General features: G+C 71.5%; 18 protein-coding genes, 4 tRNA genes and 1 other RNA gene. 11 read left to right on the forward strand and 12 right to left on the reverse strand.

The window, feature by feature from the left end; all coding sequences use genetic code 11:
- Window positions 1-26 precede the first annotated feature (26 nt).
- From OHA98_RS37930 to purS, 5 genes are all read right to left on the reverse strand, one after another.
- Window positions 27-1,031 (reverse strand): M23 family metallopeptidase, encoded by a 1,005-nt coding sequence (locus OHA98_RS37930; protein WP_266932427.1) that lies wholly within the window; start codon window positions 1,029-1,031, stop codon window positions 27-29.
- A 48-nt stretch (window positions 1,032-1,079) separates the two neighbouring features.
- On the reverse strand, window positions 1,080-1,586 hold the full coding sequence (locus tag OHA98_RS37935; protein WP_266932428.1) for a helix-turn-helix transcriptional regulator: 507 nt from the start codon (window positions 1,584-1,586) through the stop codon (window positions 1,080-1,082).
- A gap of 103 nt (window positions 1,587-1,689) precedes the next feature.
- The gene (purL, locus tag OHA98_RS37940) at window positions 1,690-3,939 is read right to left on the reverse strand and encodes a phosphoribosylformylglycinamidine synthase subunit PurL (protein WP_266932429.1); all 2,250 of its coding nucleotides are present in this window, start codon (window positions 3,937-3,939) and stop codon (window positions 1,690-1,692) included.
- Complete coding sequence (purQ, locus tag OHA98_RS37945) at window positions 3,936-4,616, reverse strand: phosphoribosylformylglycinamidine synthase subunit PurQ (protein WP_266932430.1); 681 nt, start codon at window positions 4,614-4,616, stop codon at window positions 3,936-3,938. Before purQ ends, purL begins: the two co-directional genes overlap by 4 nt.
- The gene (gene purS / locus OHA98_RS37950) at window positions 4,613-4,864 is read right to left on the reverse strand and encodes a phosphoribosylformylglycinamidine synthase subunit PurS (protein ID WP_266932431.1); all 252 of its coding nucleotides are present in this window, start codon (window positions 4,862-4,864) and stop codon (window positions 4,613-4,615) included. Before purS ends, purQ begins: the two co-directional genes overlap by 4 nt.
- 398 nt (window positions 4,865-5,262) lie before the next feature.
- Between purS and OHA98_RS37955 the strand changes: the two genes are divergently transcribed.
- From OHA98_RS37955 to OHA98_RS37990, 8 genes are all read left to right on the forward strand, one after another.
- Window positions 5,263-5,598 (forward strand): Lsr2 family protein, encoded by a 336-nt coding sequence (locus tag OHA98_RS37955; protein ID WP_266932432.1) that lies wholly within the window; start codon window positions 5,263-5,265, stop codon window positions 5,596-5,598.
- A 445-nt stretch (window positions 5,599-6,043) separates the two neighbouring features.
- Window positions 6,044-6,115 (forward strand) — tRNA-Gly (locus OHA98_RS37960).
- An 80-nt stretch (window positions 6,116-6,195) separates the two neighbouring features.
- A tRNA-Gly gene (locus OHA98_RS37965) sits at window positions 6,196-6,268 on the forward strand.
- Between the two features lie 360 nt (window positions 6,269-6,628).
- Window positions 6,629-7,588 (forward strand): ABC transporter ATP-binding protein, encoded by a 960-nt coding sequence (locus tag OHA98_RS37970; RefSeq protein ID WP_266932433.1) that lies wholly within the window; start codon window positions 6,629-6,631, stop codon window positions 7,586-7,588.
- The gene (locus tag OHA98_RS37975) at window positions 7,585-8,364 is read left to right on the forward strand and encodes an ABC transporter permease (RefSeq protein ID WP_266932434.1); all 780 of its coding nucleotides are present in this window, start codon (window positions 7,585-7,587) and stop codon (window positions 8,362-8,364) included. Before OHA98_RS37970 ends, OHA98_RS37975 begins: the two co-directional genes overlap by 4 nt.
- A 16-nt stretch (window positions 8,365-8,380) precedes the next feature.
- The gene (locus OHA98_RS37980; RefSeq protein ID WP_266932435.1) at window positions 8,381-9,832 is read left to right on the forward strand and encodes a sensor histidine kinase; all 1,452 of its coding nucleotides are present in this window, start codon (window positions 8,381-8,383) and stop codon (window positions 9,830-9,832) included.
- Window positions 9,829-10,449: a response regulator transcription factor gene (locus OHA98_RS37985; protein ID WP_266932436.1), complete on the forward strand. Its 621-nt coding sequence runs from the start codon at window positions 9,829-9,831 to the stop codon at window positions 10,447-10,449. The genes OHA98_RS37980 and OHA98_RS37985 overlap by 4 nt, the downstream gene beginning before the upstream one ends.
- Before the next feature lie 22 nt (window positions 10,450-10,471).
- Window positions 10,472-10,547 (forward strand) — tRNA-Gly (locus tag OHA98_RS37990).
- Window positions 10,548-10,613: 66 nt separating this feature from the next.
- On the opposite strand, the gene OHA98_RS37995 is transcribed toward OHA98_RS37990, so the two are convergent.
- From OHA98_RS37995 to ffs, 6 genes are all read right to left on the reverse strand, one after another.
- Window positions 10,614-11,525, reverse strand: coding sequence for a phosphoribosylaminoimidazolesuccinocarboxamide synthase (locus tag OHA98_RS37995; protein ID WP_266932437.1), 912 nt, complete (start codon window positions 11,523-11,525; stop codon window positions 10,614-10,616).
- Window positions 11,526-11,777: 252 nt separating this feature from the next.
- The gene (locus OHA98_RS38000; protein ID WP_266932438.1) at window positions 11,778-13,259 is read right to left on the reverse strand and encodes a N,N-dimethylformamidase beta subunit family domain-containing protein; all 1,482 of its coding nucleotides are present in this window, start codon (window positions 13,257-13,259) and stop codon (window positions 11,778-11,780) included.
- Window positions 13,260-13,716: 457 nt separating this feature from the next.
- Window positions 13,717-15,426: a hypothetical protein gene (locus tag OHA98_RS38005; protein WP_266932439.1), complete on the reverse strand. Its 1,710-nt coding sequence runs from the start codon at window positions 15,424-15,426 to the stop codon at window positions 13,717-13,719.
- Between the two features lie 368 nt (window positions 15,427-15,794).
- The gene (purD, locus tag OHA98_RS38010) at window positions 15,795-17,045 is read right to left on the reverse strand and encodes a phosphoribosylamine--glycine ligase (RefSeq protein ID WP_266932441.1); all 1,251 of its coding nucleotides are present in this window, start codon (window positions 17,043-17,045) and stop codon (window positions 15,795-15,797) included.
- Between the two features lie 133 nt (window positions 17,046-17,178).
- Window positions 17,179-19,440 carry a DNA polymerase III subunit gamma and tau gene (locus OHA98_RS38015; RefSeq protein ID WP_266932442.1) on the reverse strand — a complete coding sequence of 754 codons (2,262 nt, stop codon included), beginning with the start codon at window positions 19,438-19,440 and terminating at the stop codon, window positions 17,179-17,181.
- Window positions 19,441-19,540: 100 nt separating this feature from the next.
- An RNA gene (gene ffs / locus OHA98_RS38020) (signal recognition particle sRNA small type) lies at window positions 19,541-19,635 on the reverse strand.
- A gap of 133 nt (window positions 19,636-19,768) precedes the next feature.
- Between ffs and OHA98_RS38025 the strand changes: the two genes are divergently transcribed.
- The 3 genes from OHA98_RS38025 to OHA98_RS38035 all read left to right on the forward strand — a co-directional run bounded on the left by OHA98_RS38025 (window position 19,769) and on the right by OHA98_RS38035 (window position 21,106).
- Window positions 19,769-19,856: transfer RNA gene (locus OHA98_RS38025), tRNA-Ser, on the forward strand.
- A 549-nt stretch (window positions 19,857-20,405) separates the two neighbouring features.
- A complete protein-coding gene (locus OHA98_RS38030) occupies window positions 20,406-20,684 on the forward strand; it encodes a CopG family transcriptional regulator (RefSeq protein WP_266932444.1) in 279 nt (92 codons plus the stop codon).
- Window positions 20,681-21,106: a PIN domain-containing protein gene (locus tag OHA98_RS38035; RefSeq protein WP_266932446.1), complete on the forward strand. Its 426-nt coding sequence runs from the start codon at window positions 20,681-20,683 to the stop codon at window positions 21,104-21,106. The genes OHA98_RS38030 and OHA98_RS38035 overlap by 4 nt, the downstream gene beginning before the upstream one ends.
- Before the next feature lie 266 nt (window positions 21,107-21,372).
- On the opposite strand, the gene OHA98_RS38040 is transcribed toward OHA98_RS38035, so the two are convergent.
- Window positions 21,373-22,323, reverse strand: coding sequence for a LysR family transcriptional regulator (locus tag OHA98_RS38040; RefSeq protein WP_266932447.1), 951 nt, complete (start codon window positions 22,321-22,323; stop codon window positions 21,373-21,375).
- Window positions 22,324-22,346 lie beyond the last annotated feature (23 nt).

Below are 22,346 nucleotides of genomic sequence, written 5' to 3' on the forward strand. Positions count from 1 at the left end.
GCGCCACCGACACCGGGGCCCGGGTGTCAGGAGGGATCCGGCCTCATCGGGATGGCGGCGGAAGGGGACGGCGAAGAGGAGGAGCGGGAGGGGGAGGGGGAGGAAGGCGAAGGAGCGACGGACTCCCCCGCGGTGAACGCCTCACCATTGGACGGGACGCCGATGCCCCGCCAGGTGAACGGAATTCCGCGGGCCACATCCAGATCCGGATCGTCCATCAGCTGGAAATGCACATGCGGTTCGGTGGAGTTTCCGGAATTGCCGCAGCGGGCGAGTTGCTGCCCGGCCCGTACGGTGTCCCCCGCCTTCACCTGGAGCGACCCGCGCCGGACATGCGCGTACAGGGCGAATACACCCTCGCCGAGGTCCAGAACGACATGATTGCCGACGATTTTGCCGGCGCCGTACATGTCCCGGAACGGGGCCTCGAACAGCATCAGGTAGATGAGGCCGAGGCCGGAGTTCCGGCTCAGATGGTCACGCTGACCGTGGCTCGCGTGGACGACGGTCGCGTCGGCCACCGCGAGCAGCGGGGCGCCGAAGGCCGGGAAGTCACGGTTGCGGCGGGCTATCGGCCACACCCAGCGGAACGGCGGCCGAGCGGACGCGCCCGCTCCCCGGGACGCGTCGGCCGCTCCCCGGGACGCGTCGGCCGCTCCCCCGGGCATGTCGGCCTCTTCAGCGGACTCGTCGGCCTCTCCTCCGGGCTCGGCGACGATGTCGATCGCGTACGCCTGTCCGTACACATGGGTGCCGTGGCTGGGCACCTTGTCCGCCGGGCTGTTGACCGCGACCCAGCGCCCGGCCACCGGCGGGCCGACCTCCACGGCCGGGCGGCGGTGCGGCTCGCGGGCCCGGGACACGGCGCCGGTGCGGCTCAGGAGGAGAGCGATCGCGATCGCCGCGGCCGCGGGCACGAAGGTCAGCCAGAACGGATACAGATGGCCGGCGAACACCCCCGCCACAGCCATGGCGACGAAGGCGATCCAGCACACACGGTGCAGCACCATCAGCGTCTTGCGGACGGACATGTCTTCCCCCAGTTGGTCAGGTGTGCGATGTCGTGGGGCGCCGCCGGCTCAGGGCCGGGACGCCGTCAGCACCACCAGCAGCGGCACCACCCGGACGCCCGGCACCTCGTACCGCCCGCGTCCCGTCGTGTGCAGCCAGCCCGCGCCGGTCAGCTGGCGCAGATGGTGGTAGATCTGGCCGGTCGTACCGACCTCGTCGAGCGCGGCCAGCTCGGCGGCCGTGCGCCGGCCTCCGAGGATCTCGCGGAGCAGCCGCAGCCGCACCGGATGGCCGAGAGCGGCGAACGACTCGGCGCTCTCGGTCCAGTCGGCGTCCATGAGGCTCCCGGTGAGCGCGCCGTACTGCCATTCGTACGTCTCGCCGGCCGGCAGCCTGACCGCCCCGGTGTAGAGCACACCGCCGCTGTCGGCCGCGCCCCCGGCATCGGTGAGCTGCGCCTTGAGCCCTTCCAGCGCCCAGAAGTCACCGTCCCCGAGGCGCGGTGCCTCGCGGTCCGCGCCCTCCAGCGCGGTGAGCCGCCGTTCCAGCTCGGCGACGCGTTCCTCAAGCCCCATGACTCAACCTTACGTAATTACGTAATCTCACACAACAGGAAAGGCCGAAGCCCCCGTCCGGACGACGACCGGGCGGGGGCTTCGGGCAGAGACAGCGGGCGGCTCAGGCGAGCAGCGCCGGGATGGTCTCCTCGTGCGCCGTACGCAGCTCGCTCAGCGGGATGCTGAACTCGCCCTGGACCTCGATCTCCTCGCCGTCCACGACACCGATGCGGGCGACGGGCAGACCGCGCGCCCCGCACATGTCGTTGAAGCGGAGCTCCTCGCTGCGCGGAACCGCGACGACCGCGCGCCCCGCCGACTCGGAGAAGAGGAAGGTGAACGCGTCCAGACCGTCCGGCACGACCAGCCGGGCACCCTTCCCGCCGCGGAGGCAGGACTCGGTGACCGCCTGGATCAGACCGCCGTCCGACAGGTCGTGCGCCGCGTCGACCATGCCGTCGCGGGAGGCCGAGATGAGGATCTCGCCGAGCAGCTTCTCGCGGCCCAGGTCCACCTTGGGCGGCATGCCGCCCAGGTGCTGGTGGATGACCTCGGACCAGGCCGAGCCGCCGAACTCCTCGTGCGTGTCACCCAGCAGGTAGAGGAGCTGGCCCTCTTCCGCGAAGGCGACCGGCGTACGCCGCGTGACATCGTCGATCACACCGAGCACGGCCACGACCGGCGTCGGGTGGATCGCCGTCTCACCGGTCTGGTTGTACAGCGACACATTGCCGCCGGTGACCGGGGTGCCCAGCTCCAGGCAGCCGTCCGCGAGACCGCGGGTGGCCTCGGCGAACTGCCACATGACGTCCGGGTCCTCGGGTGAACCGAAGTTCAGGCAGTCCGAGATCGCGAGCGGCTTGGCACCGGAGGCGGCGACGTTGCGGTACGACTCCGCCAGCGCGAGCTGCGCACCGGTGTACGGGTCGAGCTTCGCGTAGCGGCCGTTGCCGTCGGTGGCCATGGCCACGCCCAGGTTCGACTCCGCGTCGATCCGGACCATGCCGGCGTCCTCGGGCATCGCGAGCACGGTGTTGCCCTGCACGAAGCGGTCGTACTGGTCGGTGATCCACGCCTTGGAGGCCTGGTTCGGGGAGGCGACCAGCCGCAGGACCTGCTCGCGCAGCTCGGCGCCGTTCGCCGGGCGGGCCAGCCGGCCGGCGTCGTCCGCCTGGAGGGCGTCCTGCCAGGACGGGCGGGCGAACGGGCGGTGGTACGTCGGGCCCTCGTGGGCGACGGACCGCGGCGGAACGTCCACGATCTGCTCGCCGTGCCAGAAGATCTCCAGCTGGGAGCCCTCGGTCACCTCACCGATGACGGTGGCGATGACGTCCCACTTCTCGCAGATCTCCATGAACCGCGCGACGTGCTGCGGCTCGACGATCGCGCACATGCGCTCCTGCGACTCGCTCATGAGGATTTCCTCGGGCGAGAGGGAGGAGTCGCGCAGCGGCACGGTGTCCAGCTCGACGCGCATACCGCCGGAACCGGCACTCGCGAGCTCGCTCGTGGCGCAGGACAGACCGGCACCGCCGAGGTCCTGGATGCCCGCGACGAGCTTCTCCTTGAAGATCTCCAGGGTGCACTCGATCAGGAGCTTCTCCTGGAACGGGTCACCGACCTGGACAGCCGGGCGCTTGGCCGGGCCGGTCGACTCGAAGGTCTCCGAGGCCAGCACCGAGACGCCGCCGATGCCGTCGCCGCCGGTGCGGGCACCGTAGAGGATCACCTTGTTGCCGGGGCCCGAGGCCTTGGCCAGGTGGATGTCCTCGTGCTTCATCACACCGATGCAGCCGGCGTTGACGAGCGGGTTGCCCTGGTAACAGGCGTCGAAGACGACCTCGCCGCCGATGTTCGGCAGACCCAGGCAGTTGCCGTACCCGCCGATGCCCGCGACGACGCCCGGCAGGACGCGCTTGGTGTCGGGGTGGTCGGCCGCGCCGAAGCGCAGCGGGTCGACGACCGCGACCGGACGGGCACCCATGGCGAGGATGTCGCGGACGATGCCGCCGACGCCGGTGGCCGCGCCCTGGTAGGGCTCGATGTACGAGGGGTGGTTGTGCGACTCGACCTTGAAGGTGACCGCGTAACCCTGCCCGACGTCGACCACACCGGCGTTCTCGCCGATGCCGACGAGCATGGCGTCGTTGGCGGGGACCTTCTCACCGAACTGCTTGAGGTGGACCTTGCTGCTCTTGTACGAGCAGTGCTCGGACCACATCACGGAGTACATGGCGAGCTCGGCACCGGTGGGACGGCGGCCCAGGATCTCGCGGATCCGGGCGTACTCGTCCTCCTTGAGGCCGAGCTCCTTCCAGGGCTGCTCGGTGTCCGGGGTCTCGGCCGCGTGCTTGACCGTATCCAGGCTCATGCGTTGACCAGCTTCTTGATGATCGAGGTGAAGAAACCGAGGCCGTCGGTGCGACCGGTTCCGATCAGCGGCTCGACGGCGTGCTCCGGGTGCGGCATCAGGCCGACGACATTGCCCGCGGCGTTGGTGATCCCCGCGATGTCGCGCAGCGAGCCGTTGGGGTTGCCGTCCAGGTAACGGAAGGCGACGCGGCCCTCGGCCTCCAGCTCGTCGAGCGTGTGCTCGTCGGCGGTGTACCGGCCGTCCATGTTCTTCAGCGGTACGGAGATCTCCTGGCCCGCGGAGTAGTCCGAGGTCCAGGCGGTCTCCGCGTTCTCCACCCGCAGCTTCTGGTCGCGGCAGATGAAGTGGAGGTGGTTGTTGCGCAGCATCGCGCCGGGCAGCAGGTGCGCCTCGGTCAGGATCTGGAAACCGTTGCAGATGCCGAGGACCGGCATCCCCGCCCGCGCCTGCTCGATGATCGGCTCCATCACCGGCGAGAAGCGGGAGATGGCTCCGGCGCGCAGGTAGTCCCCGTAGGAGAAACCGCCGGCCAGGACCACCGCGTCGACCTGGTGGAGGTCCTGGTCGCGGTGCCACAGCGATACGGGCTCCGCGCCCGCGAGCCGTACCGCCCGCAGGGCGTCCTGGTCGTCGAGCGTGCCGGGAAAGGTGACGACGCCGATGCGAGCGGTCACTTGGACTCCTCGACCTTCACGACGAAGTCCTCGATGACGGTGTTGGCGAGGAAGGTCTCGGCCATCTCGTGAATACGGGCCAGAGCGGCCTCGTCGACCGGCCCCTCGACCTCCAGCTCGAAACGCTTTCCCTGACGAACGTCCGCGATTCCCTCGAAGCCGAGACGGGGCAGTGCACGCTGCACCGCCTGTCCCTGCGGGTCGAGGATCTCCGGCTTGAGCATGACGTCGACTACGACGCGTGCCACTGGCACTCCCGGTGGTGTGGTGCGGCTGTTTCTCCGGGGGGTTCCCCAGACCCCCGCGGGTCCCCTCAGCGTACCTGGCCGAAAATTCTACGCGAGTAGATATCATGCGACGCAGATCACGCGGAGATATCGGCGAGGAGGACGTCCGGGGAAAGTCCTGGAAAAAATCACGTCCGGATTGCATGCTGACACGCGGATGTAATTGGCAGGGCTTCACAATGCGGCACCAACCGCTGTACAAATGATTACCGGGGAAAACAGCATTGCCCCGGAACACTGGAACACCGGAAGAGTCGACGTCAGTCGATCCACATCCGTATCCACATCCGCCTAACAGCCGGAAGGCCGGCATCCGCGCATACCAGTCGCGAGGTTGCCGTAGGAAAGGACCGATATCCGTGGCTCAGCGCGTAGTGGTTACGCTCTCCGACGACATCGACGGGGGAACAGCGGCGGAAACGGTCAGCTTCGCCCTGGACGGGAAGTCGTACGAGATCGACCTGAATACCGTCAACGCAAAGAAACTGCGCAAGACCCTCGCGCCGTACGTGGCGGCCGGCCGCAAGCAGACGCATGCCGGCAGGAGCGGCAGGAAGCCGACGTCGTACCGCCACACGGCACTCGCCCCCGACCCGGCGGCCGTCCGCGCCTGGGCCCGCTCGCACCGGATGGAGGTGCCGGCCCGCGGCCGGATCCCCAAGAAGGTCTACGAGGCGTTCCACGCCGCCGGTTGAGCCCGGGGCGAGGCGTCGCGTAAGCCCGGGGCAGGGCGCCGCGCCGCCCTGCCGGACCGTCCCTCCGCCGGTGAGCGCACCGGCGGGGCGACGGCGAGGCATCGCGGGTGGGCCACCGGGGCCGCTGGGATCCGGGCGGAGCGGCGGCCGACGAGGGGCCGAGGAGACGCGCGAGGAGACACCCAGAGCGACGCCGGGCGGATGCCGGGGAGATGGCCGGGGTGATGCCCGTCGGACCGTCAGTTGGCGGACACCCGGGGGAGAACCCCCGCGAATCCCCTTCCGGAGCCCGTCCCGACGCCCGCTCGGGACCCTCGTCGGCCGCCCGCCCCGACCCCTTCCCGCGACACCCGCGGGAAGCCGACTTGCGCGACACCCCTGCAGGTCGGCTAGAGTCTGGAGCACGCCGAGGGGCAAGGCCGAAAAGCCGAATCCCACGCAGCGTGCGGGTGTAGTTCAGTAGTAGAACATCCCCCTTCCAGGGGGAAGGCGCAGTGTGCAATTCCTGTCACCCGCTCTGCATCACCTTGTCCGACCGGTTCGCTGGATCGGGTAGAGTGGTGAGCGCTCCACCGGTGAAAGCCGAGTGGCAGCAATGCGGACGTAGCTCAGTTGGTAGAGCGCAACCTTGCCAAGGTTGAGGTCGCCAGTTCGAACCTGGTCGTCCGCTCTTGATCAAAGGCCCCGATCGATACCGATCGGGGCCTTTGTCGTATCTCGGATCCCCACGACCCGATCCCCGCAGCCGATCCCCGCTCGCCGTTCTCCGCTCGCCGTTCTCTGTTCTCCGTTCTCCGCTCGCTGTTCTCCGTTCTCCGTTCTCCGTCGGTCGGGCACCCATGACGTTTGTCATGAGCAGTGATGACAGCGCGCACTGCTCCCGGTCCCGATCCGGCGAGAGTCTGACGTCATGACCAGCGACGACAATCACAGCGAACGCAGCCGTGGCCACGGGCAGGGACAGGGACAGGGACAGGGACCGAGGCAGACGCAGGCACGGGGACAAGAACCGGCACAGGGACAGGACGCCGTGATCGAGGCGGTCGATGTCCGGCGCAGCTACGCGGGCGGCTTCGAGGCCGTGTCCGGGATCTCCTTCTCGGTGGCCCGCGGCGAGCTGTTCGCCCTGCTCGGGACGAACGGTGCGGGCAAGACCTCCACCGTCGAGCTTCTGGAGGGCCTGGCCGGCCCCGACAGCGGCACCGTACGGGTGCTCGGCCACGACCCGTACCGCGAACGTGCCGCCGTCCGCCCGCGGACCGGGGTGATGCTCCAGGAGGGCGGCTTCCCGTCCGATCTGACGGTCGCCGAGACCGTACGGATGTGGTCGGCCTGCACCAGCGGCGCCCGGCCCGGGGCCGAGGTCCTGGAGCTCGTGGGTCTGTCCGCGCGGACCGGGGTACGGGTCAAGCAGCTGTCCGGCGGCGAGCGGCGCCGCCTCGACCTGGCGCTGGCCCTGACCTCCCGGCCCGAGGTGCTCTTCCTGGACGAGCCGACGACCGGGCTCGACGCCGAGGGGCGGCGCGACACCTGGAACCTGGTCCGGGCGCTGCGCGACAACGGCACGACCGTGCTGCTGACCACACACCACCTGGAGGAGGCCGAGGCGCTCGCCGACCGGCTGGCCATCATGCACCAGGGGCGGATCGTGACCACGGGGACGACCGCCGAGGTCACGGCCCGGCAGCCGGCCCGCATCCGGTTCGAGCTGCCCGACGACGTACCGGCCTCCCGGCTCCCGCTCCCGCTGCGGGCGGCGGCCGACGGCCGGCGGATCGAGATCCGTACCCCGGCGCTCCAGGAATCCCTGCACGAACTCCTGCACTGGGCACGGGAGTCGGAGGTCCGGCTGATCGGGCTCGATGCCCGCTCCGGGTCGCTCGAAGAGGCCTTCCTCGACATCGCGAAGACCCAGCACGCACAGGCCACGCACCCCGCGGACACACAGCCGGACGGCGCGCACACAGGGAAGAGCAAGGTGACGGCATGACCGCGACCTCCACCTCCACCTCCGCTGGGCGGCTGAGCGCGCTCGGGCGGGCGGAACTGACCCTTCTCGCGCGCAACCGGACGGCCGTCTTCATCGCGCTGCTCATGCCGCTCCTGATGATCTTCGCGATCAAGTCCTCGCTCGACCGGATCGACCTCGGCGGCACCGGACTGACGGTCGCCGGGGCGGCCCTGACCGGCGGCATCGGCATGGTGCTGCTCCAGGTCATCTACCTGAACCTCGTCTCCGCGTACGTGGCCCGGCGCGAGGAACTCGTCCTGAAGCGGCTGCGCACGGGCGAGGTCTCCGACCCGGAGATCCTGACCGGGACCGCCCTGCCGGCCGTGCTCCTGACCCTCGTCCAGTGCGTACTGATCGTCGTGATCGGCACGTTCGCCTTCGACCTCCGGTCGCCGGGGCGGCCGGACCTGCTCGTCGCCGGGCTCCTGGTGGGGTCCGTCCTGCTGTCCGCGCTGGCGGCGGCGACCGCGACTCTGACCCGTACGGTGCAGACCTCGCAGCTCACCACGCTGCCGCTGTTCTTCGTCTCGATGCTGGGCTCCGGTGTCTTCATCCCGCTGGACGTCTTCCCGGACCGGGTCGCCTCGGTGTGCGAGCTGCTGCCGCTGACCGGGGTGATGACCCTCGTACGGGCCGGCTGGCTCGGCGGGGCCGAGGACGGTGACCTGCTCAGGGCGGCGGTGACGGCGCTGGCCTGGACCGTGTTCGCGGTGTTTGCTGTGAAGCGGTGGTTCCGCTGGGACCCCCGTCGCTGAAAGGGAGGGCTGTGCCGTGTGGCTGAGGGCGAGGATGCGGGGCTGGCAGAGCCGCAGCGGCTTCGACAAGATCGATCTCTACACGCGCGGCACCCTGTACTCGCTGGTGTGGCTGACGGCCGTCTCCCAGTCCCTGCTGATGGTGACCCGTCCGGTGCGGGCCTCCGACGCACCCGTCGTACTGATCGTCGGGACGTTGCTGACCGCGCTCGCCCAAGGGTTCTGCGGGACCCGGCTGACCGCCCGCGCAGTCGACCAGTACCTGGGCCTGAGCACCGTCGGCCGGCGGCTCGTCGGCCTCGGATTCGTCCTGTTCCTCGCGAACGCCACCGGGCTGCTGGCCCTCGGCCGGTACACCGGGGTGGAACAGTTCCCCGAGCTGCAACTGGCCCTCATCGCCTCGGCGGTGCCGTTCGCCACCCCGCTCGTCCTCCTCGTACCGCTGTGGGTGTCACTCGTCTTCCAGACCGTGGTGGCCGCGGCGCTGAGCGGCGGCGCCGCGCTGGCCGGCGCGGATGGAGCGTTCGTGGTGAGCGTCATCGTCTCGTCGGTCTTCGGCAGCGGGCTGGTCGCGTTCACCACGCGCGTGTCCGCGTGGTCGTTGGGGGTGATGACGAAGCTCCGGGACGCCCAGGACATGGAGACCCGGCTCGCCGTCGCCGAGGAGCGGCTGCGGTTCGGCCGCGACCTGCACGACGTGCTGGGCCGGAATCTGGCGGTGATCGCGCTGAAGAGCGAGCTGGCGGTGGAGCTGGCCCAGCGCGGCCATGCGGCGGCCATGGACCAGATGGTCGAGGTGCAGCGGATCGCGCGCACCTCCCAGCAAGAGGTGCGCGATGTCGTACGCGGCTACCGCGAGGCGGACCTGAGCACGGAACTGCTGGGCGCGCGGGGGGTGTTGCGAGCTGCCGGAATCGTCTGCGACATCGACGACCGGAGCGGCGGCCTGCTCGCCCCGCCGGTGCAGTCGGCGCTCGGCTGGGTCGTCCGGGAGGCCGCGACCAACGTGCTGCGGCACGGCGACCCGCAGCGGTGCGCGATCCGGCTCACGACGGCCCGGGGCGCCGCCGTCCTGGTCGTGGAGAACGACGGGATGGCCGTGGCGGGGGACGGGACGGCCGTGGAGGGCGACGGGACGGCCGTGCCGGGGGGCGGGGCGGCCGTGGAGGGGGGCGGGGTGCCGGACACCGCCCTCGGGCCCCCGGGCGGCGGCTCGGGCCTCGCCGGGCTGCGGGAACGGCTCGCGGCGCTCGGCGGATCGCTGGAGGCGGGACCGGCGGGAGCCGGCCTCTTCCGGCTGACCGCGACGGTGCCGGAATCGGACGCGGGAGCCGGGTCGGGATCCGGGGATGGTGGTCTTGCGTCCCGGGCCGCCGGAGCCGGTGCGGAGTCCGGCCCCGGCTCCGGCCCCGGCCCCGGTCCCGGTCCCGGGTCATCGCCGCAGGAACCCTTCATGGAGGAACGATGACAACCGCGCCGCCCGTACGGGTGCTGCTCGCCGACGACGAACATCTGATCCGGGGCGCGCTGGCCGCTCTCCTCGCCCTGGAGGACGATCTCGTCGTGGTCGCGGAGGCGGCGACCGGCCCCGAGGCCATCGCCATGGCGCTGGCCCACCGGCCCGATGTCGCCGTCCTCGACCTGGAGATGCCGGGGGCGGACGGTGTGAACGTCGCCACATCCCTGCGGTCCGCGCTGCCCGGCTGCCGGACCATGATCGTGACGAGCCACGGCCGCCCGGGACATCTCAAACGGGCCCTCGCGGCGGGTGTGCGGGGCTTCGTTCCGAAGACGGTGAGCGCCCGCAGACTCGCCGAGATCATCCGCAGCGTGCACACCGGAAACCGTTACGTGGACCCGGAGTTGGCCGCCGACGCCATCGCCGCCGGGGACTCTCCGCTGACCGCCAGGGAGGCCGAAGTACTGGAGCTCGCGGCGGACGGGGCACCCGTCGCGGAGATCGCGGAACGGGCTTCGCTGTCGCAGGGAACCGTGCGGAACTACCTGTCCTCCGCCGCCTCGAAGATCGGTGCCGAGAACCGTCATACGGCGGTGCGTCTCGCACGGGAGCGAGGATGGGTATAGTAGGCAACGCGCTTCGGCGCATGCGAACGTAGCTCAGCTGGTAGAGCGCAACCTTGCCAAGGTTGAGGTCGCGAGTTCGAACCTCGTCGTTCGCTCCACGGAAGAAGGCCCCGGTCCTCAGGACCGGGGCCTTCTCGTTGTCCGTCGTACGCGGCTACCAGCGGCTACCAGTTGCTGCCGGTCAGCAGTTCGTACGCCTCGATGTACTTGGCGCGGGTCGCGTCGACGATCTCCTGCGGCAGCGCCGGGGGCGGCTGCTCGCTCGCGCGGTCCCAGCCGGAGGCCGGCGAGGTCAGCCAGTCCCGGACGAACTGCTTGTCGTACGAGGGCTGGGCACGGCCCGGCTCCCAGCCCGCGGTGGGCCAGAAGCGGGAGGAGTCGGGGGTCAGCACCTCGTCCGCGATGATCAGCCGCTCGCCGCCGTCCGCCGTGGGCTCGAAGCCGAACTCGAACTTCGTGTCGGCGAGGATGATCCCCCGCTCGTGCGCGATGTCCCGGGCCCTGCGGTAGACGTCCAGGGTGGTCTGCCGCAGCAGGGCCGCCGTCTCGACGCCGACCTCCCGGGCGACCTCCTCGTAACTCACGTTCTCGTCGTGGTCGCCGACGGCCGCCTTGGTGGCGGGCGTGAAGATCGGACCGGGGAGCTCGGACCCGTCGAGGAGCCCCTCGGGAAGGCCGATGCCACAGACCGTACGGGAGCGGTTGTACTCGACGAGTCCCGAGCCGGTCAGATAGCCGCGGGCCACGCACTCGACCTGGACCATCCGCAGCGACTTGCAGACCAGCGTGCGGCCCGCCCAGTCCGCCGGAGCGCCGGCCGGCAGCTCGGTGGACAGCACATGGTTGGGCACCAGATCGGCGAGCTGGTCGAACCACCACAGCGAGAGCCGGGTGAGGACGCGGCCCTTGTCGGGGATCTCGGTGGGCAGGACCCAGTCGTACGCGGACATACGGTCGCTGGCGACCATGACGAGGTCGCCCGCCTCGTTCCGGTACAGGTCACGCACCTTGCCGGTGTGCAGGTGGGTGAGGCCCGAGACCTGCACGGGCTCGGGCTTTTCTACGAAACCGGACACGCTGCCTCCGCGTAGGTTGATCCAGGAGCGGTTCCGATTGTCCCGTATCCCGGCGCCGGACCCGGGAGCGGGGCCGCCCGGTGCGTCCGGGAGGCCGGTGCAGGCCGGTGCAGGCCGGTGCAGGCCGGTGCAGGCCGGTGCAGGCCGGTGCAGGCCGGGGGGCGGGCCGGGGAACGCGTCACCTGGTATGTCCTGTCTTCCGGCCGACCGTGCGAGCCGGACCCCGTACGGGCACGGCGTACGGCCGACAGGTCAGTCGCGTTTGCAGATCCGGTCGAGGAGATTGGCCGTGGCGCGCTGGATCCGCGCGTCCACATGGCCGGGGCGGTCCAGCGCCGGGGACCAGGCGAAGGTGCCGGAGGCGAAGACCAGAGCGCCCGACGGCGCCCGGTACAGGGAGGTCTCCTGGTGGCGGGTGGCCCCCTCCGAGTCCTGGTACGGGGAGTGGGCGAGCAGGATGCGGTTGTCGTGCTCGGGCAGCGAGGTGCGCGGGAAGTAGCGGTCGGCCTCGCCCGCCACCAGACCGTCCAGCTCGTCGCCCTCGGCGGCCCCCGTGGCGTCCCAGAGCCAGTGCTCCGCGTTCCGCACGACCAGGGGGCGGGGTTCGGGGACCCGGCCCGCGTACTGGATGCCGAGAAGCTGCTGCTCCGGCCGGTCGACCTCGCGCCACAGCGTCGGCTTTCCCGGCCCCCGGCGTTTTCGGCAGGTGAGCAGGCGGTCGGGGACCCCGGAGGCGGAGGGGGCGAGGCCGACCTGCCAGTACATGGTGTTGGCCGAGAGGAAGACGAGCGAGGTGCCGGTGTCCCGGGCGAGCTCGGTGGTGCGCCGCATGGGCAGGGACCAGTACTCGTCGTGGCCGGGGAAGATCAGGCCCCGGTAGCGGCTGGGATCGACGCGGCCCGCGTGCAGGTCGCGGGCGTCCGCGTAGGCGAGGTCGTAGCCGTACCGCTCGGCCCAGCGGATGAAGTCGTAGGCGTGCCCCACGTGGAGCGGCAGACCGGCGCCCGCGAAGGGACGGTCGAAGGAGATCGTGGCGGCGGCGTCCTGCTCGCCGAGCAGCCGCCCCTGCTCGTCCCAGGCGTGGTAGAGGCTGGCGCCGGTACGGCCGTCCTCGGGGTAGAGGTTGTACGCCTGCCAGGTGATGTCGGGCAGCAGGAGCAGCAGATCGGCGGGGTGGTCGTCGCGGACCGTGAAGGGGATGTGGGAGCGGTAGCCGTCGACGGTGGTCAGGACGGCGACGTACGCGCCGACCGACCAGTAGCCGGGGATCTGCAGTCGCCACGACATCCACCAGTGGTGGCAGGAGACCGTACGGTCGGCGGCCAGCGGGGCGGGCTGGACGATGCCGGAGAGCCGGGGGCTCGTGGTGATCTTGGCGGCGCCGTCGCCCGCGTAGTGGCCGATCCGGTAGATGTCGACGGAGAACTGCTGAGGCGGGTCCACGGTGATGTGGAAGTCGATGGCCTCGCCCGGCGCGGCGGCACTGGGCGAGACGAAGCCCTTGATCTGCCGGTGCACATCATCAGCCGTACGAGTGCCACCGCCGGCGCCGCCACGGCCGAGATCCGGGTCCGCGTACCAGGGAACGACCTGCCCGGTGTCGTCGAAATAGTTCTCGCTGCCGCGCAGCCAGGGCAGCGGCCCTTGGCCGAAAGGATCGCTCACGGCATGCGCGAGGGCACCCGATTCCCATCGGCGGATGTGTTCCGCCCGGCGAATCTGCTCCGCCCCCATACCGCTCCCCTCCCTCAGTCCCCGGACATCGTTGGTGCGCCAATCTTGTGGCTGGATGTCAGCACTGGGCCCCAGCACATCACATAACGCATGCGATCCGTCACCGTTCGTCGCGAATTGACGTGAACGGAACCTGCCCTTCCGGTTATTGGGGGCCGGGAGCGATCCGTGCCGCGCCGCGAAGAAGGCGGATGCGGGACCGGTCCGGGAGGCGCACACGACGGCGCCCGCCACGGGCCGGGGCGGCTACCGGCGGGCATCCGGGGCGAGTTGGGGCGAGTCGAGCGGGCCGGATGGGCAAGTTTCGGCCGCGAGAGGCCCGCGTACGGCCCGTTGCCGCCCCGGGCAGTGCCGGGCTGCCCGGGACTGCCCCAACTCGCCCCGGACTGCTCAGACTGCCCGGACCGCCCCGTACGGCTCCTTGCGGCCGGGGAGCGGCCCGGGAGCGGCCCGTTGCTCAGACCAGGCGTACCGGCTTGTCCGAGCGCACACCCAGATCGGTGAGCCAGTTCCGCAAAGGCCCCGCGTCGCCGTCCTCCACGAGGCTGAGGACCGGCGTACCCAGGTCCGCCCGGCGCTCGCCGTCGACCAGCAGCGCGGGTCCGTCCAGCCAGTCCAGCCCGGGGGCCGCCCCTGCCGTGTCCACGGCCGCGCAGCAGACCATCGCCGCGACATGGTCGGCGAGCAACTCCGTGCCCGTACGCGGCGGCTGGAGCGGGAAGAGCGGAAGCGGATCGGGGCCCCAGAGGTCGAGGGGGTCCGGTTCCGCGCCGCCCGATGTGCGCGGCGCCGACGCACCGCCCCCGGCCGGCGGGGCCGTGGCCTCCTCGCGGGCGACCTCGGCACTGATCCCGGCCGCCAGCTCCTCGCCCGTACCGCCCGGTCCTGCGAGGTGTTCCATGACCCGGGCCAGGGTGGGGCCGCCGGGCTCGGCCGCGGACACCGGAGGTACGCCCAGGGAGTCGAGCACCCGGTGCAGCCGGGCGGCCTCCGAACGCCACTTACGGTCGACGACCTCCTCGGGATACTGCTGCCAGTCGACCGGCGCCCAGTCGGGGCCGCTCTCCGCGGGACCGCCGTGGAAGAGCCGGGCGGCCAGCAGCGAGGCCGCCTCGTCGGCCGTACCGGGTTCTTCCAGGAGATCGCAGGCGGGCCGCTCGCCGAGCCGGGAGGCGAAGCCCTCGGCCAGCCGGTCGCGCCGGGAGAGCTCCGTGAGCGCGGAGACGACGCCCGCGTCCAGCCGCGAGGGCCAGCGCCCCATCCGCCAGGCGGGCAGCGCGACCCGGGTCAGCAGCCGGTCCCAGCCCGCGTAGGCGAGGCCGACCTGTTCCTGGGCGACGATGCGGAGCCCGTAATCCACACCCTGTGCGCGCATGGAGGCGGAAGCGGCGACGCACCGCTCCATCTCGGCGGCGTGGCTGCGGCAACTGCGCAGCAGCAGCCGGGAGACCCAGCCGACGAAGGCGAGCGGGAGCCCGCGCAGCGGCCCGGCTCCGGCCGCGGAGGCGTCCGCGACCGCCGCGTCGAGCCCGCGCACGAACCGGCGTGCCGCGGCTATGTCGGGGTGCGCGGAGGGCGCCGTGCCCGCGACGACCGGGGCGAGCACCGCGCGCAGCTCGGCGACCCGCATCCACCACAGGAAGGGCGAGCCGATCACCAGGACGGGGGCGGCCGGCACCCTGCGGCGGCGGCGCTCGGCCGCGAAGTCCTGGGCCAACGCTCGTGGTTCCGCCCGGCTCTTCGGCTGGGCGGCGGGATGCGTACGGTCCTCCAGCCAGCTGTCGCAGTCCGGGGTCAGCGCTATGGCCGACGGCGCCGGGACATCGAGCCGGTCGGCCAGGTCCCGGACCAGCCGGTAGAGATCGGGGGCCGCTTCCTCCGTCACGGCGACGGTCGGGCTGACCGCGGGCCGCGCGCGGGCGACGGCCCCCGCGACGCCGACGGTGACCAGCAGCACCAGGACCGCCAGGCAGGCCACCGACCAGCGCACGGCGTCCCAGCCGGCGCCGCCGATATGGCCCTGCGCGGCCGCGGCGAACAGCACGACGGCCACGGCCGCCGGCAGGATCGCCACGGCGAGTGCCCTGCTGCGGATACGCAGCAGGGCGAGCGCTCGGGCCCGCGCGGCCCGCGCCCCCAGCTCTTCACCTACGTCGGTACCTGACACGGCCGGAAGTCACCCCCTCTGCCCCCGCGACGCTGTTGCTCACTCCCCCACTGTGGCACCCGTCACTGACATCGCAATGCCGGTGGGCCAAGTGCCGGAACGCTTGCGCCGCACCCTAGTTGGGGGCTCGGCGGACGTCATCCGCATGGCCTAGTCGTCACTCGATGGAATGGCTTTGGGCAAAGCTGCTGACGTGCGGGCGCTGATAAGGCAGTGCCACCGGTGCGTGCGGCTCAAAAGCGCCTCACGCACCGGCGCACATGGGGCGCGCAACCCACGGAGATACCGGGTCGAAAGCCTCCCGGCGGTCCGGTCTCCGCGGCGGCGGGCAGACCTCCGCGGCGGCAATCGGACCCCCGCGGCGGCGGTCAGGCCTCCGCGGCCTGCCTGGCGATGTCCGTACGGTGCTGGGAGCCGTCGAGCCGGATCCGGCCCAGCGCGGTGTAGGCGCGCTCCCGGGCCTGCGTGAGGTCCTTGCCGGTCGCCGTCACGGAGAGCACCCGGCCGCCCGCGGTCACGATCGCGTCCCCCTCGGTCCGGGTCCCGGCGTGCAGGACGTACGCGTGCGGGGCATCCTGCGCCTCGACGTCCGCGAGCCCCTCGATCGGGTCGCCGGTACGCGGGGTGCCCGGGTAGTTGTGCGAGGCGATGACCACGGTGACCGCCGCGTCCTCGCGCCAGGTCAGCGGGGGGAGAAGGTCGAGCGTGCCGTTGGCGGAGCCGAGCAGGACACCGGCCAGCGGGGTCTTCAGACGGGCCAGGACCACCTGGGTCTCGGGGTCGCCGAAGCGGGCGTTGAACTCGATGACCCGTACACCGCGCGAGGTGATCGCGAGGCCCGCGTAGAGCAGCCCGGAGAAGGGCGTACCGCGGCGGCGCAGCTCGTCGACCGTCGGCTGGAGAACGGTCTCCATGACCTCGTCGACCAGCTTGGGGTCGGCCCACGGGAGCGGGGAGTACGCGCCCATGCCGCCGGTGTTCGGACCCTCGTCGCCGTCCAGGGCCCGCTTGAAGTCCTGGGCGGGCTGGAGCGGCAGCACGGTGATGCCGTCGGTGATCGCGAAGAGGCTCACCTCGGGGCCGTCGAGGAACTCCTCGATGACCACGCGGTCGCAGGCCAGCGCGTGGGCGCGGGCCGCCTCGATGTCGTCGGTGACGACGACGCCCTTGCCCGCCGCGAGACCGTCGTCCTTGACGACGTACGGGGCGCCGAAGGCGTCGAGGGCCGTGTCGATCTCGGCGGGGGTGGTGCAGACATAGCTGCGGGCGGTCGGAACGCCCGCTCCGGCCATGACGTCCTTGGCGAACGCCTTGGAGCCTTCCAGCTGGGCAGCCTCGCCGGAAGGACCGAAGCACGGGATGCCGGCCGCGCGCACGGAGTCGGCGACCCCTGCGACAAGGGGCGCCTCCGGGCCGACGACCACCAGCTCGGCGCCCAGGTCGGTGGCGAGGCGCGCGACGGCGTCGCCGTCGAGCGGATCGACCGGGTGCAGTTCGGCCACCTCTGCGATGCCGGCGTTGCCGGGGGCGCAGTACAGAGCGGTGACCTCGGGGTCGAGGGACAGAGAGCGGCACAGGGCGTGTTCGCGGGCGCCGCCGCCGATGACGAGGACCTTCACGGGTGCAGCCTAACCGCCGGGTGCCGGGGGTCTTGACGGCCGCCGGTCCGTGGACATCCTCCAGGTCCGCCAGGCCGTGGACCGCCATGGTCTCCGCCGGTCCGTGGACAGCGGGGAGGCGTCACCGGCCTCGTCACTGCTCGTTGGTGAATTCCTCCACGACCGTGGCACCCAGCTCGCGGACGATCAGGTCGTGCCCGGAGAGCGCCGAGTCGACGAGGTCCGGGTCGTCGGCCTCCGGGGTGTCGTCCTCCGGAGCCACCGAACGCGGCGGTTCCGAACCGAAGGAAGCGTGCTCCGCGCCCGGTCCCTGACCGGGGCCCTGGCCCTGGCCGCGCTGGGGCGGCTGTGACTGCGGGGGCTGGTGGGCCGGTGCGGACGGTGCGGAGTGGGGCTGCGGGGGCTGCTGCGCCGGGGCCGGCCGGGACTCGTACGACGGGGGGGCGGTGGGCGCGGGCTGGTACGCGGGGGCCGCCGGGCGTCCGCCACCGGTCTCCGGGGGCATTCCGGCGCCGCCGGAGGCATCGACGACGGCTTCGACCCGCCACTGGGCGTTGAAGTGCTCGGAGAGCGCCTGCTTCAGCACTTCCTCGCTGCCGCTGCTCGCGAAGTTGTCGCGGGCGCCCGCGTTGAGGAAGCCGATCTGGAGGGTGGTTCCGTCGAAGCCGGTGACCTGGGCGTTCTGGCTGAGCAGGATCCAGGTGAACCGGCGGCGGTTCTTCACCGCCTCCAGGATGTCCGGCCACATGTTCCGGACCTGGGCGGCGCCCTGCACCATGCCCTGGCCGGGCGCGGGGGCGGCGGGGGCCGGGGCGGCGGGCGCGGCCGGCCGCGCGGGGGCCGGGGCGGCGCTCTGCGGGGCGGGGGGCGTGCTGCCGGGCGCGGAGGCGGTGGGCCAGCCGCCGGGGCGGCGCGCCTGTTCCGTACCGGCGGCGGCAGGCCAGGACCCGGGGCGCTGGGCGGGCGCGGGAGCCTGTGCCGGGGGCTGCTGGGCGGGCGCGGCGGGGGCCACGGGCTCGGCCGCGACCGGCGGCGCGAACGCTGCGGGGGCGGGCGCTGCGGGGGCGGGCGCTGCGGGGGGCGCGGGGGCGTCGCCCCGTACCGCCGCACGGGCCGCGGCGGGTCCGCCACCGGGCTGTCCGGCCGGAGCGACGGGAGCATGGGCCTGAGCCTCCGGCCCCGGCACATACCCCAGGGCGGGTCCGGCGGCGGGACCGGCGGCGGGGGCCGCGAAGGACGCGCCGCGCTCCAGCCGGTCCAGCCGGGCCTGGAGCGAACGTTCGTCGTCGAAGGCGGCGGGCAGCAGCACCCGGGCGCAGATCAGCTCCACCTGGAGGCGCGGCGACGTCGCCCCGCGCATCTCCGTGAGCCCCTCGTTGACCAGGTCGGCGGCGCGGCTCAGCTCGGCGGCACCGAAGACGGACGCCTGGGCCTGCATGCGCTCGACGACATCGGCGGGAGCGTCGATGAGGCCTTTGTCCCCGGCGTCGGGGACGGCGGCCAGGATCACCAGGTCGCGCAGCCGCTCCAGCAGGTCGGCGACGAAGCGGCGCGGGTCGTTGCCGCCCTCGATCACCCGGTCCACGACCTCGAAGGCGGCGGCTCCGTCACCCGCCGCGAAGGCGTCCACGACGGAGTCGAGCAGGGACCCGTCCGTGTAGCCGAGCAGCGAGGTCGCCATGGCGTATGTCACACCGTCGTCGCCCGCGCCGGCCAGCAACTGGTCCATGACGGACATCGAGTCACGCACGGATCCCGCACCGGCCCGCACGACCAGCGGCAGCACTCCGTCCTCGACGGCGCTGTTCTCCTTGGCGCAGACCTCGGCGAGATACCCGCGCAGCGTCCCGGGCGGGACCAGCCGGAACGGGTAGTGGTGCGTACGCGACCGGATCGTGCCGATGACCTTCTCGGGCTCGGTGGTCGCGAAGATGAACTTGAGATGCTCCGGCGGCTCCTCGACCACCTTCAGCAGGGCGTTGAACCCTGCCGGGGTGACCATGTGCGCCTCGTCGATGATGTAGATCTTGTAGCGACTCGACGCGGGACCGAAGAACGCCTTCTCGCGCAGGTCACGGGCGTCGTCCACGCCACCGTGCGATGCCGCGTCGATCTCGATCACATCGATGGAACCCGGCCCGTTGCGCGCGAGGTCCTGGCAGGACTGGCACGCGCCGCACGGGGTCGGCGTCGGGCCCTGCTCGCAGTTCAGACAGCGGGCGAGGATGCGCGCACTGGTCGTCTTTCCGCAGCCGCGCGGCCCGCTGAACAGGTACGCGTGATTGACCCGGTTGTTACGCAGGGCCTGCTGCAGCGGGTCAGTGACATGCTCCTGACCGATGACCTCGGCGAACGACTCGGGGCGATAGCGGCGATACAGCGCAAGGGACGACACACCTACGAGGTTATCGGGACGGACCGACAACCGGCCCCGTACCGCCCGGCGGCCCCGAGCGGAGCCCGCCCGGACACCACAGGAGCCCGCCCGGACAACGCAAAGGGCCCCCCACGCACCCGCCAGAGCCAACCTACCCTTGCTGCCTTCCGGCCCTGGGGGAGTTCAGTCAGATAGCGCCACGTGAGGGGCTGACGCCCACCTTAGCGGATCCCCACCCCCTCCGGTCCACCCCCGCCCACCCCGCCACCGGCTCCCGAACCGCCCCGGACGATCAACGAGGGAACAGGTTCGCGAGCACTCCCCAACGTCTTGTATTGTTTGCCGCGGAGGATTCGCCTAGTGGCCTAGGGCGCACGCTTGGAAAGCGTGTTGGGGGCAACCCCTCACGAGTTCGAATCTCGTATCCTCCGCCATTGCTCTCACCGGGCAATACGTCGAAGGCCCCCGCAGCTCGCTGCGGGGGCCTTCGACGTTTCGTGGTCTCAGCAATTCTGGTCTCAGGTAGCGTCCAGGCCGAGCGGCTCTCACCTCATCCAAGATCTTTTCAGCGAGGCCAAGCGGCGGCCTCGACTTCCAGGCACGATCGGTCCATCCACACGGAGTGGGACAGCGTGAGCCTGGCCCGCACGACCGCCCAGCAGTTGGTTCCACACGTGTCGCAAGCGCGATCGTCGTCGGCGGTTGGCACCGTGTCGGCCGCATCCTGGAACTGGTGCCGGGCAAGTGATTCGTGCGCCAACGGCGAACAGCAACCAACACGCGGGCCTTGCTCATCGCTCCGCATCACCCGTATCCAGCACACCAGCCGCAACCCTGTACGCAATCGTCGAGCAGGAGCGGCCCGCCTGCGTATGAACCGCCCCGGGTTCGGTAGAGATGTGCGAATCCGTCGGCCTGGAGCTGGAGGCGGCGGAGGCCGACGCACTGGTAAGGAGTGCGACACCAAGAGTATGGTCCCTTGTATGGTGACGAAGAAGGTGACGGTGACGATTCCCGAGGATCTCCTGGACGAGATCCGTGCGGAGGCGGCAGAGCGGGGCCTGTCGGCGTACGTCGCCGAGGCGCTGCGCTTCAAACGGGACCGAGACCGCCTGGGGGAACTGGTCGACTGGCTGCAGGCAGAACACGGCCCCGTCGCCGAGGACGAGCGTGCGGCAGCTCTCGACGAGTTGGAGGACCTCGACGCCGAACACGAGCGGCGCCGCGCCACAGGACAGCACAACGCCGGAGAAGCGGCGTGAAGAAGCGGGGCGCTGAGCAGAGGCAGCGGCCCCTGCGCGTCTTCGTACTCGACTGCGAAGCCCTGTCCCTGGCCGTGCGTGGCGATCGGAAGATGATCGCCTGGCTCGAACTCGCGGCCCGGGGCGAGGCCGAGGTGGTGACGTCTCCCATGACGCTGGTCGAGGCGTACGACGGCAGAACCACCGAGCAGCGTTGGGACTGGGTACTCTCCCGGCTCAAGGTCGCCGACATCGGAATGGACGAGGCCCGCCAGGCCCGACGCCTCCTGACCGATGCCAAGCTGCACGGTCACAAGTACGCAATCGATGCCGTGCTCGCTGTGATCGCACGCCAGCAGAAGGGGCAGGTCACCGTCTTCACCTCGGACGTGGACGACCTGGAGAGGCTGGTCCCGGACACGATCGTCGTCAGGAAGGTATGACCCGGCGCCCTGGTCTCGGTTCTGGTCTCATTCACCCCCGTCCAGCACCGTCCACCACCTGCCCGTGGCCCACTCCACCGCCGGTCAGGACACCCCCGAGCAGCGCCGACCCCCCAGACGAACATGTGGAAAGCGTGTTGGGGGCAACCCCTCACGAGTTCGAATCTCGTATCCTCCGCCATTGCTCTCACCGGGCAATACGTCGTGCCCAGCGGGGCGAGGGCGCCGAGGCGTGGCGGCTGCCGCCGAGGTGATGAGCACGTTGCTCACCGCTTCGGGTCGGCGGCGCGAGGGGGCGTGTGCGGCCATGGGCTCGGCTGCTGGATGGCTGCGCCCTGGAGCGCGTCCAGACCGCGCGCGATGAGAACCTGCGCCCGGCTGCCGGGCCGTACGCAGGCCAGGAGCCTTCGTACGGGGGCCGCCGGGCCCGTCAGGGGGACGCGCCGGAGGGGCAGGTCCTGAGGGAGTGTTGCCTGCCGGGGCATGAGGCAGACGCCGTGTCCGTAGGCGACCAGGGCGGCGACGGCAGTCCAGTCGATCGCGCTGTGTGCCACGCGTGGGGTGAACCCCGCGGCTGCCGCGGCGTGCAGGAGGACCGGGTGCTGGTCCCTGGGGTCCCCCGCCTGGATCCAGGTCTCCCGGGCGGCGTCCACCAGGCGTACGGATTCGCGGCGGGCGAGGACATGGTGATCGGGTACGACCAGGTCCTGGGGTTCTTCCGTCAGCACTACGTGTTCGAAGAGGCCACCTCCCGTGGACGAGACGTCGAAGACGGCGATCACTACGGCGATGTCCACCCGGTGGGCGAGCAGAAGGCTGAGGCGGTCTTCGTCGGGATATTCGTCGAGGCGGCAGACCATCTGCGGGAACCGGTCGCGCAGTGTCCGCGCCGCCGGGGCGATCACCCGGGCGAGGGCGCTGGCGACGCCGGTGATCCGCAGGAGGCCGGCGGTTCCTTCCCGGTGGGAGTCCAGGACGGCGTCGGCCCGTTCCCATTCGGCGTTCATGGCCTCCACGTGCCCGACCAGTGCGAGCGCGGCGGGAGTGAGCCGAACCCTCCGGCCCGCCGGTTCCAGGAGTTTCAGGCCGAGTTCGCCCGACAGCTGCCGAAGCTGCTGGGAGACCGTAGAGGGTGAGAGGTGCAGAGCCGCCGCCGCGGCGGTGACGGTTCCTTCCGCGTGCAGGGCGCGCAGAGCCTGCAGACGAGGGTCGATCATGTGGCTTCTCCGAACGGAACGGT

Source organism: Streptomyces sp. NBC_00654, assembly GCF_026341775.1.
Taxonomy (GTDB): Bacteria; Actinomycetota; Actinomycetes; order Streptomycetales; family Streptomycetaceae; genus Streptomyces.

Coding starts and splice junctions, on each gene's coding strand:
- OHA98_RS38030 (WP_266932444.1), top strand. CDS start 20,406: ATGGTGACGAAGAAGGTGACGGTGACGATTCCCGAGGATCTCCTGGAC.
- OHA98_RS37975 (WP_266932434.1), top strand. CDS start 7,585: ATGACCGCGACCTCCACCTCCACCTCCGCTGGGCGGCTGAGCGCGCTC.
- OHA98_RS37985 (WP_266932436.1), top strand. CDS start 9,829: ATGACAACCGCGCCGCCCGTACGGGTGCTGCTCGCCGACGACGAACAT.
- purL (WP_266932429.1), bottom strand. CDS start 3,939: ATGAGCCTGGATACGGTCAAGCACGCGGCCGAGACCCCGGACACCGAG.
- OHA98_RS38040 (WP_266932447.1), bottom strand. CDS start 22,323: ATGATCGACCCTCGTCTGCAGGCTCTGCGCGCCCTGCACGCGGAAGGA.
- OHA98_RS37930 (WP_266932427.1), bottom strand. CDS start 1,031: ATGTCCGTCCGCAAGACGCTGATGGTGCTGCACCGTGTGTGCTGGATC.
- OHA98_RS38000 (WP_266932438.1), bottom strand. CDS start 13,259: ATGGGGGCGGAGCAGATTCGCCGGGCGGAACACATCCGCCGATGGGAA.
- OHA98_RS37935 (WP_266932428.1), bottom strand. CDS start 1,586: ATGGGGCTTGAGGAACGCGTCGCCGAGCTGGAACGGCGGCTCACCGCG.